This window comes from Bariatricus sp. SGI.161 (assembly GCF_050313695.1).
Taxonomy (GTDB): domain Bacteria; phylum Bacillota; class Clostridia; order Lachnospirales; family Lachnospiraceae; genus JAFBIX01.
This window is the reverse complement of sequence record NZ_JBNPLX010000046.1, coordinates 1-12,845: the sequence shown is the minus strand read 5'-3', so window position 1 is coordinate 12,845 and position 12,845 is coordinate 1. Positions and strand designations below refer to the sequence as shown.

Genomic DNA, 12,845 nt, shown 5'->3' with positions numbered 1-12,845 from the left:
ATATCAATCAAGGGTTTTCTGTAAGCTGCCTAGCGGAATCGAACCGCCGACCTCCGCCTTACCAAGGCGACGCTCTACCGACTGAGCCAAGGCAGCACGCATATCATATATGCAACATTGATACTATACAATATTTATCCTCAGTTTGTCAATAAAAATTTCAGTGATTTTCTCCCTTTTCTTTTTCCAGAATCCTTTCTGTCTTACTTTTAATCCGCTGCAGTGCATTATCAATTGTCTTAGGGCTTTTATCCAACAATCGAGCAATCGTCTTATAATCAGTTCCCAGAAGATGTAGATATAATACTCTGTTTTCCAGGTCACTGAGCGATTCCTCCAGCTTACTTTCCAGCAATTCTGCATATTCACGATTCACCAGTAATTCTTCCGGATTGCTTTCACCGCCCGCTTCCATTGTCTCCAAAAGAGTGACCTGCTCATCCGTTTTCTCATATAAAGAAACATAGCTATTTAACGGACTATGTTTTTTTCTCTTAGACGCTTCGATTGCCGAATACATCTGGCGTGTAATACAAAGTCTTGCAAAACTGAAAAAAGATGCCTCCTGTGTCACATCATAATCCTGTACTGCTTTAAACAGCCCAATCATCCCCTCCTGGATCAGGTCATCATTCTCTCCTCCCAGAAGATACATGGCATTGGCTTCTTTTCGCACCAGATTCTTATATTTCTCCATAATATAATCGATAATATTCTTATCTCCTTCTCGGAGTCTTCGGATCAACTGTTCGTCCGACATCTTCTCATAACTTGCCATATACCCACCATTATGAACCACTTTCTTTTATTGCATCCGTTGTCTCACAATCTCATAGGCCAGTACACCTGCAGCAACAGATGCATTCAGAGAATCAATATCGCCTTTCATAGGAATACTTGCCACAAAATCGCAATTTTCTTTTACCAGGCGGCTGACACCTTCTCCCTCATTGCCAATGACCAATCCAATAGGTCCCTTCAGATTCAGATCATACATCATCTTGCCGCCCATATCGGCACACACGAACCAAAGCCCCTTTTCTTTTAATTCTTCCATCGTCTTTGTAAGATTCGTTACTTTTGCAACCGGTGTATAATTCAAAGCTCCCGCAGAAGTCTTTGCCACTGTAGCAGTAAGCCCCACTGCCCTTCTCTTAGGAATGATCACTCCATGTGCACCTGCCAGATTGGCAGTACGAATAATCGCTCCAAGATTATGCGGATCTTCAATATTATCAAGAAGAATCAGGAAAGGATCTTCGCCCTTTTCCTCTGCCAGCTTCAACATGTCTTCTACTTCTGAATACTCATATGCTGCTGCACAGGCAATCACACCCTGGTGTTTTCCTGTTACAGATAACTGAGACAACCTTTCTTTTTCTACGAAATGAATAATTGTATCATGCTTTCTTGCCTCTCTGACAATGGTCCGCACCGGACCGTCCTGGCACCCGTCCAATACATATAACTTGTCAATTGGCTTACCAGACCGAAATGCCTCCAGAACTGCATTACGTCCTTCTATCATATTTTCATTCACTTTTTTTTCGTTATTCATATATGCTCCCTATACGCTTTCTAGACTATCTAATCCTATTTTAACCAGATCCAGCATTCTTTTCCACTCTTTTTTTAGATACAGATATCCCATCAATGCCTCAAAGCCTGTTGCCCTTCGATAATCAGTAATCGACTGATTCTTGGCAGGAGATACACTTTTTGCATTTCTCCCGCGCTTAAATACTGCATGTTCTTCTTCTGTCAGATGCTCCTGAATCGTACGCATCATCTTTGACTGGGCAGATGCCTGTACCATAGAACTGGTCTCACGATGAAGCTTTTGCACCTGCTTATTTCCCTCATTGATCACCAGAGACTTGATGATCAGATCATAAATACTGTCCCCGATATACGCTAAAGTAAGAGGTGAATATTCTTTTATATCCACCTCTTTCATCTGGAATAATTCCTGCATATAGGAGTCAAACTGCCATTCTACGCTCTTTTCCATTGCACTCCTTCACGGGTATCTTTTAAGATAATTCCCTTTGCCAATAATTCATCTCTGATTGCATCTGCTCTTGCAAAATCCTTTGCCTTACGTGCGGCCTGACGTTCTTCGATCAGTTTTTCAATCTCTTCATCCAGGATATCTTCCTTCTTATCCACGATCAGACCAAGAACATCTGTAAGTTTTACCAGAAGATCGAACAGATTCTTCAGATACTCTTTGGAACTGTCAGCATTTGCTGTCGTATTGATGTATTTAACCAGATCAAAGACTGCTGCCACTGCATCTGCTGTATTGAAGTCATCATCCATTGCCTCTTCGAACTTCTGGGTAAATTCTCCTGCCTTTGTAAATGCTTCTTTTTCCTCTTCAGTCATCACTTCTGCCTTCGCATTGCCCATTAAAAACTTCAGGTTATCTGCTGCATTGACAATACGCTCCAGACCATTCTTAGACGCTTCCATCAGATCTGCACTAAAGTTCAATGGACTTCTGTAATGTGCACTCAACATAAAGAAACGAAGTACCTGCAGATCATACTGCTCGCTGATCTCACGGACTGTACGGAAGTTCCCAAGGGATTTACTCATCTTACGATTATCAATATTTAAAAATGCATTGTGCATCCAATATTTTGCAAATTCCTTTCCATTGGCAGCCTCACTCTGCGCAATCTCATTTTCATGATGCGGGAAGATCAGATCCTCACCACCTGCATGAATGTCAATCTGTTCACCCAGATATTTCTTAGACATCTCAGAGCACTCAATATGCCAGCCCGGACGTCCGTCACACCATGGAGACTGCCAAGCAGGCTCACCTTCCTTTTTCGGTTTCCAGAGTACGAAATCCAACGGATCTTCCTTCTCATCTTCTCCGGTAACCAGAAGGGAACGTTCTCCGGAGCGGAGATCATCCAGATTCTTGTGAGAAAGCTTTCCATAATCTTTGAACTTTCTGGTGCGGTAATATACAGTACCATTTTTCTCATAAGCATATCCTTTATCGATCAGTGTCTGGATCATATCTACCATACCACAGATTTCTTCTGTTGCCAGTGGATTCTTGGTCGCCGGCTTAATATTCATACCTTCCATATCTTTCTTGCACTCTGCAATGTAACGTTTGGAAATCTCATCTGAAGAAACCCCTTCTTCAATAGCTTTCTTAATGATCTTATCATCTACATCGGTAAAGTTAGATACATAGTTCACATCGTATCCTTTGTATTCAAAATAACGTCTGACCGTGTCAAATACAATCATCGGTCTTGCATTTCCGATATGGATAAAATTGTATACGGTAGGACCGCACACATACATCTTGACCTTTCCCTCTTCCAAAGGTACAAATTCTTCTTTTGTTCTTGATAATGTATTAAAAATCTTCATATTACGCTTTCTCCTCTTCTATAATCTCTATGTTCTCATCTCTCATACATTTCATACATTTTTCCATCTCCTGAATCTGCTTATGCATTCTGAGATTGTCTGCCTGCAGTTCCCGAATATCATTACTGATCGGGTCCGGAAGATGTACCTGATCCATATCCAGTCTCGGGATTCTCTCATCCCCCATCTTGACCACTCTTCCCGGGACTCCTACAACCGTACAATTCGGCGGCACTTCTTTTAACACAACGCTTCCTGCCCCAATCTTGGAATTCTCTCCAATAGTAAATGAGCCAAGTACTTTGGCGCCGGCGCTTACCATAACATTATCCTTAAGCGTAGGATGACGCTTGCCTTGCTCCTTACCAGTACCGCCCAGAGTCACCCCCTGATACAATGTAATGTTATCTCCTAGCTCTGCGGTCTCTCCAATAATCACCCCGCTTCCATGGTCAATAAACAGACCTTTTCCAATAGTCGCGCCCGGATGGATCTCAATTCCCGTCTTTCTGGCAGCCCTCTGGGATACCCATCTAGCCAGAAAATAATGCTTCTTCAGATACAGCTTATGCGCCACACGATAATGCAGGATTGCCTTAAAACTGGAATATAAGAACACCTCCATATTTGACTTGATTGCCGGGTCACGCTCCCGGATCACTTGAATCTCTTCTTTGACATACGATATCATACCCATAAAAATCTCTCCTTTTTCGCAGAGTTCATCACTAATAAAATAAAATGAGCTTATCTGGAAGATACTTCTCTAAAATGTACTTCTCTAAAATATATTTCTCAGAATAATAACTCTATTAAAATAAAAAACTTCGTCTCTTATCAAATCTAAGAGACGAAGCAACTCCGCGGTTCCACTCTTTTAGAGGATAATTTCCACTTACAGAATCTGTCACCAAAAGACATCCTTCGATTGCGTAAAACCAAAGCACACCTTAACAGATCATGGAATCTTCCTCCACCTTGATACACGTAACGTGTGTAATTCCGTATCCGGCTACTTCCATTCATCAGTCACTCCCATGACCCACCCTTTCACCGAATCAACTCCCGGAGGCACTTCACAGCCGCTTCCCTCGAAACTGCTTTCAGCCGGTGACAGTTTCTCTCTGATAGTTCCACAATCTGCTACTCTTTCCGTTCATCGTTTTTCTCGTATAGGATATATAATATGTGAAAACACAAAAAATGTCAATCGGGTACAGGACATTTTTCATTTTGGGACACCACATTTTTCAATTGGGGACGTAGTACTTTTGCAAAGTACTACGTCCCCAATTGAACTTCTACCTTGAACAGATCTGCCTCTGTTTCTATTTTCAACTTTCCTTTCTGCAGTTCTGTAAAGCTTTTTGCTATCGCCAGTCCAAGCCCTGAACCTTCGGTATTTCTTGCGGTATCGCCTCGAACGAAGCGTTCGGTAAGTTCTTCGGGATTGAAGTTTAGTTCTGTTGCGGAGACATTTTTCATCCGAATCCGTACTTTTTCTTTTTCTTTTGTGATTTCAACGTATACTCTGGTATGCGGCATTGCGTATTTTACGATGTTGACCAGGAGGTTTTCGAAGATTCGATAGGTCTTCTGGCTGTCGAGTGGGAGAATTACTTTTTCTTCTGGGTAAGTGCAGCGGAATTCCAGGTTTGCTGCCTTAATCTTATCTTCCAGCTCGAATTTGACTTGTTTGAACAGATTGACTACATCTACATCTATAATATTGAGTGTAACGTTTTTGCTGCTTGCCTTGCTGATTTCAAACAAATCTTCTATGAGTACCTTGAGCCGCAGGGATTTGCGTTCGAGAACATCAATGTATTCTTTTTTCTTCTCTTCATCTTTTTCATTTTTCAAAAGATCAACATATGTAATGATTGCTGTCAGTGGAGTCTTCAGATCATGGGATACGTTGGTGATAAGTTCTGTCTTCATGCGCTGGCTTTTGACTTCTTCATCCACTGCCTTTTTAAATCCATTTTGAATCTTTTCAATTTCTGGTTTAAATGGCTGAAACACGCCCAGGTCTTCGGTGATTACGACATCCAGGTTCCCTTTAGCGATTTCACCGGTTGCTTTTAAAAGTACCGCGTATTTTTCCTGCAGATCACTATAGTATTTGCGAAGAATCAAGAATAAGACCACAGAATATACAACCAGTGCCATAATACCAAAGAACCAGAGGGAACATGTGATGGCAAGTATAAGAAAATTCACCCCAACAATTTTCAGGATTGTTTTATTACTTTTTTCACGGAAGTCAATATCTGTCAATGAGTGGTAGCATTTCTGAAGTCCGTTTTTTCCTTTGGTCATAAGGAGCTGCCATATCTGTCTGATATATTTCCATGAAGAACCTGTGAGTGTCTCTTCTTTCAGGTAACGTCGGATTCCCATTGTGTAAATATGGCGCACGCAGGACGCCGTCCAATAGACAATGGCAAACACCAGAATCCAGACTGTAAAATCAAAGAAATCTGCAATTCCATTATTTCTCTGAAAGAGCCATCCACAATGGTTAAATATGACCGCAAGCATTATCCAGAAGATGATCACCACAGCTTCCAGCGGTGCATGAAAGATTTTTTCTTCTCCTGTTTTCAACGATGGAAATACCGGATAGAGCATCGCCAGTGCAGCTACTATGATCATCAGGATCACAATAAAATTATTTGCACTCTCTGGAGCATGGGTTCCCACATAAAAGTAGTGTTCAAAATATGTCTGGAGATTCTCTTCTGTCATTGCAAATATATAAGTGCGATCCTTTGGAGTCTGAAACATGCCCTGTGTGTTTGTCTCATAATAATCATCATCCCATTCCGGATTATCTTCTTGAAATCGATTCAGCACTTCCCTCAACTCGGTGATCTGTTCAGCCTGATAATCACTTTTTTCGATCTTGACGCTTGGCATACCATTTTCATCATATGTGATGACCATTCCCAGTGCAAATGCATCCATATTCTTCTCTGATAGAGATTGTTTGGACTCCACTTTACTCTTTGCCACAACTTTTCCATCTTCATCTTTGACCTGATAATCCAGATAAGGATAGAAAGAATCAAATTCTTCTTTTACGTCCGACATGTACCCTTCCAGAAATTCATTAAATCCATCAGGATCTGCTTCTTCTCTTGTACTTTCCGTATTGTACAAAATATACGACGCCTCAATAAACTGCTCTAGGAAATCTTCTGAGGTAAGCTCTTCTCGTCTGTCCTGCTCAATGGCTTTATTTTCTTCCTGATACCATTGATGATATTGTGTCATTACTGATAGCGATGCTGTCATAATAGTCAGCAGTATCAATACGATTGCTAATTTATGCCTGTTTTTCAATTTTGTATCCAACACCCCACACCACCTTCAAATATTTTGGTTCCTTTGGATTGATTTCTATTTTTTCGCGGATATTCCTCACATGGACCATAATGGTATCTGTATTTATCGCCCGTTCATTCCACACGCGTTCATAGATCTCTTCTGCGGAAAAGATTCTGCCCGGATTCTTCATCAAAAGTAACAAGATCTTATATTCTGTCGGGGTTAATTTTACAGGTTCACCATCTACAGAAGCTTCCATCGTGTCTTCATTAAGCTCTAGTCCTCCGATTATATGGATATTCTCCATCTTCTCTTTCCGATCCAGTTTTTCCATAAATCTCCGGTAACGCCGAAGCTGTGAATTAACTCTTGCCAGTAATTCCATTGGCGTAAATGGTTTTGTTATGTAATCATCTGCTCCCATATTAAGCCCCATAATCTTATCCACTTCTTCTGACTTTGCTGATAAAAATATTACAGGAAAATCATATTTTTCCCTTAACTTTATAGTCATCTGAATTCCGTCCATTCGCGGCATCATCACATCCACGATTGCCAGATGAATCTCTTGGGATTCAATCACTTTCAGGCCCTCCAATCCATCTGCTGCCTGATACACTTCATATCCCTGACTTTTTAAATATATTTCCACACCTTCTCGGATTTCTTTGTCATCTTCTACGATTAACACATGATTCATTTTCATTTCGATGATTCCTTTCCTTCCTTCTCCATATGAAGAAGAATATTCTCAGGAGGATGTTTCCCCGCCAATCATTATACTACACTCCCGTTCACAGGGATATACCCGGATTCTCGGAGGACAATGGCAGGATACGATTCCATAATTATCGAACCGCACTGTAATCCTGGAAAATGGCAATGGAATGTGATAATGATCCCATCGTCTGTTCAGAGAAATCTTATGTGAATAGGCAATCGTGACTCCAGTCAACTCCGTCTGACTCTTCTCAGACAAAAAATAGGTCAGTTTCTTCGGGATATGTCTAGGCCCTAATGGACCGTCCATGGCAATTGCCACACTTCTTTTTGCTTCTTTCAAGGCTTTCAACAGATCTTTCAAGGTTCCGGCATTGCAGAAACCATATCCTACTCTGACCGCTTCTCCTCCACAACGCTCCAGAAGATTCTGAATATATTCTCCACGTTCATCTGCAGTTACCAGAACAGATACATCTGCACATTCTTTTGTGACTGCCTGGAGTACCAGATTCATAGCAAAGCTGTCCTCATGCCAGAATCCCACGATATTATGTCCAGAAAACATCTCTGGCTGCTGCCATTCTATGCACACTGTTTTTTCAAGAAGCTTTAAATAAATGTAAAACAGACGACATAACATCTTTCTTTTCATAAGCTTCATGTCCATATTCTTCCGCCCTCCTTCTCTTTTCTAAAATCATACGATAAACTTCTTCTGCCTCTGCCGCGATATAAGCTATCTGATAATTCTGTGCCATTCCAAGCGCATTTGCACCAAATCTGCATCTCTTCTCGTGATCCATCATCAGTTCTTCCATCTTTGCAGCAAATATATCTTCCGACTCCGCTGTAAGATAACCATTCTTTGCATCTTTTACAATATCATTGACTCCACAGGCTGACACAGCAGCCACTGGCAGCCCTGCAGCCATCGCTTCCGCAAGTACAATTCCCTGAGTCTCTGACTGGGAAGCAAACAAAAACACATCACTTGCAAACAGATAATTTTTCACTTTCTGATTCGGTACTTCTCCGACAAATCTCACCACCCCTTCGATACCGAGCTCTTTTGCATATAGTTCCAGTGCCGGTCGTTCTGCTCCATCACCAATCACCATTACGCTGAATCCATCCCCCACACGTCGCCGAAGACATTGAATACTTCGCAGAAGAAAATAAAGATTCTTTTCCTTCTCCAATCTTGACACCGTACAGAACAAACAGCGTTTATCCCCCAGATATGTTCTTCTGATTTCATCGGATACTTTCTCATCTTTCACATAAGAACCGTCATTCAGACCCGTCGGAAGAATCCGGACAGGTGTAGAAATTTCTTGTCGTAAGATAGAATCTCGCATACCGGCAGAAGGCGCCAGCACAAGGTCACATTTATTCATAAATGATGCCATATACCTGGGAAGCCATTTTCTGCTCTGCTCCAGACATTTTTCCACAGCTGTCCACTCTCGCTTTCCCGAAAACACTTTGATGTAATGCAGATATTCCTCATATCTCGTATGATATGTATAGATTAGGGGCAATTGATATCTGCGGCTTAGAGCCACCGCCACATTTCCGATCAACATTGGATGATGCACATGAATCAGATCAAATTTTCTTTTTGCAAATGCTTCCCTTATTCTTGGATCCGTTACATCAGGGATAACCATTCCATTTTCAAATTTTCTTCGGCAAGACCGGTAACGCACTACATCTTCTTGTTCTTCTACTCTCTGGTCTCCTGTCTCTTCATTCTCCAGTTCTCGGTACTCTGGTGCAAATACACAGACTTCATGTCCCCTTTCACGCAGCCCGCATGTCAATCGTTCCACGGACACAGGAACACCTCCCACAAAGGGTTTATAATTGTTTGTCATCATTGCAATCTTCATATCCTTCTCCCCTTCTTATCATCTCAGAATCTGCCACACAGCATCGCCCAGAAAGTATCCTGCTCCGACAAATACCAGGTTCCACACAAACACACCCAGTAAGGAACTCAATGTATAACTACCGAATCGCATCGAAATCATACCTGCCGGGATGGAAATCAACGTCCTGATCATGGGCACCAATTTTCCAAGGAATACACCTGTCGGCCCCCGTTTTCGCAGCATTTCCATATTCTGTTCGATCAATTCCCTATGTTGAGGAAAATGCCGGAGATAAAACCGCAGGAAGATCTCTCCGCCCAGTCTTCCAAGAAAATACAGTATCCAACTTCCAAGAAGTCCTGCAGCCACTGATATCACCATAACCGCAGGGAAGCTGATATCACCACGCGCTGCCCAGATTCCTGCCAGCGGCATGATTACCCCTGCCGGAAATCCCGGAAGATTCATATATTCCAGCAGAACAATCAAAAACACAAATACAGCCCCATATTGTGCAAAATATTGAGTAAGCATCTGGATTGTCATAAACAAGACCTCCCTTCGTTCTGATACCATAAGCATAATAGGGAAATCTTAAGAACGAAGAATGAAAATTCTAAAGATATTCTAAAGATGGGAATTTAGATGAGTGAGTTGGTAATTGAGAGTGTACGGCGCAAGGAAGCTTGGTAGGCTGGTTGCTATCCGGTATCCTTCGCTGAGAATCCATAACAGAAAAAAGAGCTGCAATTTCGTGACCGGACTGATTCACCGAGAAATTTGGGTAATTTCTCGATTCAGCAGTCCTTTCGAATTTGACTTGAGGTCAAATTCTCACACGAAATGGCGGCTCTTGTTTCTGTAACGGATTCTAACGCTTGGATAGACGGATAGCAACCAGCCTACCAAGCTTCCTTGCGCCTGACATTCTCAAATACTGAACGAACTCATCTGGAGGAATTCCTGGCGCGAAGCGCAATGGGGAGCGATGTTTTATACTATTTATCATTATTTCAATGGAAGAATCAGTTAGTTATTCTGCCAGTTTTTTGACATATCTTTGCTATGATCTTTCCCTCTGCATAACGCGCAGGAATTCTCCCGGATGAGGAAGTTGCGGATTTGGGGGGTGTCAGGCGAGAAGATGGATGGGATGGCTGCCATTCGTTGGACAAGCGATAGAATCCGTTATGGGAAAAGAAGCAGATATTTTGTGCGATGATTTGGCCTCAAGCCAAATCTGAGAAGGTTGCTGAGCCTCGAAATCATCAGGATTTCGGGGTGAATCAGCCTGGTCACAAAATATCTGCTTCTTTTCCTGTTATGGATTCTTAGCGAAGGACTCCGCAATGGCAACCATCCCATCCGTCCTCTCGCCGTACACACCCAATTACCAACTAACTAATCTAAATTCCTACACAACCTCATTCAGATAAATCTTAGAAAGTGGTATGATTTTCTTCATCTCTGCTTTCATCCTTTCGGACATCTCAACACCTTCCTCCTGGCAGACTTCTTCCACTGTCTTTGCACCGAATACCAGACTTGCCAGTGCGGCGACCGTTATAGTTCCTTCGCTGTTTTCCGGTTTCCCGTCCATAAGCATTACTCCGGAAAATTCAGTTCCAGTTATAACAACACAGCGATTATTTTCTACAATAATGGGATCTATCACGCAAAAACATGTACTCATTAATGAGCGCAGAGAAAGAGACATTAACATCCTGCGGACATCTACAATTCTTACCATAATCTTTGGTTTTTCTTTTTCTTCTGCCGTTTCTTCAGGATACCATCCAAGACAATCTGTTATTTTTCCTTCTTTACGGTATATTTTCAGACTTCCTCCGTCACTGGCATATTCTTTTATCAATCTCTGATAATATGCGGCATCTCTGATAGCAAATACCTGATATTGTCCCAAGAGATAAGAATTGGCAAACTCTGCCAGCTCTTTGCAATCCTTTTCTTTGGCATCTTCAATCACCAAAAAATCATCTTTTTGTTGCATCTCATTTTCTTTCTGTTCACAATACACCCTTTTATTTTGCTCATAAACTGTCCGAAAATCATAGGGAATATAAATACTTTCAGAAGCTGGCATCAAAAAAGTAAATGTCTTTCCATCCCGATATTCATCTCTTAATGCTTGCTTTAAAAGGTTAGCCATATATCCTCTTTTACGATATTCCTTCTGTGTTGCAACTGCAACAATATAGTTAACCTCCTTTTCGGATCCATTTACATATAAATGATACGGATTTAGGTGAAGCATGGCACGAATCGCTTCATCCTCTTCTATGACATATATTTGATTGTCTTTTGTCTTTTCCATATAATAATAATCAACAAACCCTTTACTGTCTTCCTCAAAAACTTCTTCATATAATGCCCGTGTCTTTCCATTTTCCCCGGGACTTAAGTTACATATATCCATTCTTCTATTATCCTTTCTTTGAGAAAGAGAAGCCCCTGTACGGAGCTTCTCTTTTACTATCATACTATCTTTCCATATGCGGACAGCCACTACATCCTGCACATCTTCCTTCTTCTGGTCCTACGACATAGCTACAATTTTCTATCGTATCAAGAGCTGCTATCGCCTGAGCGGAAATTCCAGCACCGCTTCCAGTAAATCCAAGCCCCTCTTCCGTTGTCGCCTTAATATTTACCTGGCTAATATCCACATGCAATGCTTCTGCCACATTCATACGCATCTGTTCGATATGTGGTGCCATCTTCGGACGTTGGGCAATAATCGTTGCATCAATATTTCCAATCACATATAAATTATCCTCAATGAGCTTTCCTACATGTTCTAACAATTTGATACTAGAGATACCTTTATATTGGGGATCAGTATCTGGAAAATGCCTGCCAATATCTCCCAATGCAGCAGCTCCCAACAACGCATCCATAATCGCATGCAGAAGCACATCCGCATCTGAATGTCCCAAAAGACCTTTTTCGTATGAAATCTTAACTCCACCTAATATCAGATCCCTGTCTTCTACCAATTTATGAACATCATATCCCATTCCAACTCTCATCTATGATTCCTCTTTTTCTTCTATTTTTTCAACTTCTTCTTTTACCACTTCTTGATCAGAATCTACTTTATCGTCTTCCTCTATATTCGACTCTTCATAGTCCGTATATTCCTTTTTAATATATTTCTTCACTCCCAAAATGCACCATGTTGCTCCTAGAATCAGGAATGCAAGTCCTATGAGTAAAAAAACAATAAAATATTCCGGCTTATTTAAAACAGAATCACGAACCAGGCTATATCCAAGATAGACCAGATATGCCCCTGCGAGAATTCGAATCGTTAAGCTTCCTTTCGTCATTATCGTACTCCTCCTCAATGATAGCGTAATCTATATTTTTAATATTATAAATGATTTCTTATTTTTTGTATAGTGGAGACACAAAAATAAAACCCTATCTCTTCTATTCATATTCAAAAAAAGAGAGAACATTCAATGCCTCCCTTTTTACAAGTAGCGGGAA

Annotated in this window: 13 protein-coding genes, 1 tRNA gene and 1 other annotated feature; all 14 genes read right to left on the bottom strand. The window is 41.3% G+C overall.

Translation table 11 applies throughout. The features are described from left to right. Positions 1-23: 23 nt before the first annotated feature. The 14 genes from ACQRBH_RS16400 to ACQRBH_RS16335 all read right to left on the bottom strand — a co-directional run bounded on the left by ACQRBH_RS16400 (position 24) and on the right by ACQRBH_RS16335 (position 12,682). Positions 24-96: transfer RNA gene (locus ACQRBH_RS16400), tRNA-Thr, on the bottom strand. A 64-nt stretch (positions 97-160) separates the two neighbouring features. After that, on the bottom strand, positions 161-778 hold the full coding sequence (gene sigH / locus ACQRBH_RS16395; protein WP_427762530.1) for an RNA polymerase sporulation sigma factor SigH: 618 nt from the start codon (positions 776-778) through the stop codon (positions 161-163). Positions 779-805: 27 nt separating this feature from the next. Beyond that, entirely contained in the window at positions 806-1,558 is a 753-nt protein-coding gene (rlmB, locus tag ACQRBH_RS16390) for a 23S rRNA (guanosine(2251)-2'-O)-methyltransferase RlmB (protein ID WP_427762529.1), read from the bottom strand. Between the two features lie 9 nt (positions 1,559-1,567). Then, positions 1,568-2,011, bottom strand: coding sequence for a Mini-ribonuclease 3 (locus ACQRBH_RS16385; RefSeq protein ID WP_235234012.1), 444 nt, complete (start codon positions 2,009-2,011; stop codon positions 1,568-1,570). Continuing rightward, positions 1,996-3,402 carry a cysteine--tRNA ligase gene (gene cysS / locus ACQRBH_RS16380; protein ID WP_427762527.1) on the bottom strand — a complete coding sequence of 469 codons (1,407 nt, stop codon included), beginning with the start codon at positions 3,400-3,402 and terminating at the stop codon, positions 1,996-1,998. Before cysS ends, ACQRBH_RS16385 begins: the two co-directional genes overlap by 16 nt. Before the next feature lies 1 nt (position 3,403). Then, a complete protein-coding gene (gene epsC, locus ACQRBH_RS16375) occupies positions 3,404-4,099 on the bottom strand; it encodes a serine O-acetyltransferase EpsC (RefSeq protein ID WP_427762525.1) in 696 nt (231 codons plus the stop codon). 146 nt (positions 4,100-4,245) lie between these two features. Then, positions 4,246-4,571: a binding site (T-box leader), on the bottom strand. 112 nt (positions 4,572-4,683) lie between these two features. Continuing rightward, positions 4,684-6,762: a sensor histidine kinase gene (locus ACQRBH_RS16370; RefSeq protein ID WP_427762524.1), complete on the bottom strand. Its 2,079-nt coding sequence runs from the start codon at positions 6,760-6,762 to the stop codon at positions 4,684-4,686. Further along, positions 6,734-7,441 (bottom strand): response regulator transcription factor, encoded by a 708-nt coding sequence (locus ACQRBH_RS16365; RefSeq protein WP_427762523.1) that lies wholly within the window; start codon positions 7,439-7,441, stop codon positions 6,734-6,736. The genes ACQRBH_RS16370 and ACQRBH_RS16365 overlap by 29 nt, the downstream gene beginning before the upstream one ends. Before the next feature lie 45 nt (positions 7,442-7,486). Then, positions 7,487-8,125, bottom strand: coding sequence for a DUF374 domain-containing protein (locus ACQRBH_RS16360; protein WP_427744673.1), 639 nt, complete (start codon positions 8,123-8,125; stop codon positions 7,487-7,489). After that, positions 8,058-9,350: a glycosyltransferase gene (locus ACQRBH_RS16355; RefSeq protein ID WP_427762522.1), complete on the bottom strand. Its 1,293-nt coding sequence runs from the start codon at positions 9,348-9,350 to the stop codon at positions 8,058-8,060. The genes ACQRBH_RS16360 and ACQRBH_RS16355 overlap by 68 nt, the downstream gene beginning before the upstream one ends. An 18-nt stretch (positions 9,351-9,368) precedes the next feature. Next, the gene (locus ACQRBH_RS16350; RefSeq protein WP_427744669.1) at positions 9,369-9,878 is read right to left on the bottom strand and encodes a DedA family protein; all 510 of its coding nucleotides are present in this window, start codon (positions 9,876-9,878) and stop codon (positions 9,369-9,371) included. A gap of 868 nt (positions 9,879-10,746) precedes the next feature. Next, positions 10,747-11,871 (bottom strand): GNAT family N-acetyltransferase, encoded by a 1,125-nt coding sequence (locus tag ACQRBH_RS16345; RefSeq protein ID WP_427744272.1) that lies wholly within the window; start codon positions 11,869-11,871, stop codon positions 10,747-10,749. Further along, the gene (gene ispF, locus ACQRBH_RS16340) at positions 11,834-12,382 is read right to left on the bottom strand and encodes a 2-C-methyl-D-erythritol 2,4-cyclodiphosphate synthase (RefSeq protein ID WP_427744274.1); all 549 of its coding nucleotides are present in this window, start codon (positions 12,380-12,382) and stop codon (positions 11,834-11,836) included. The genes ACQRBH_RS16345 and ispF overlap by 38 nt, the downstream gene beginning before the upstream one ends. Next, positions 12,383-12,682: a hypothetical protein gene (locus ACQRBH_RS16335; RefSeq protein WP_427744275.1), complete on the bottom strand. Its 300-nt coding sequence runs from the start codon at positions 12,680-12,682 to the stop codon at positions 12,383-12,385. Positions 12,683-12,845: the final 163 nt, after the last annotated feature.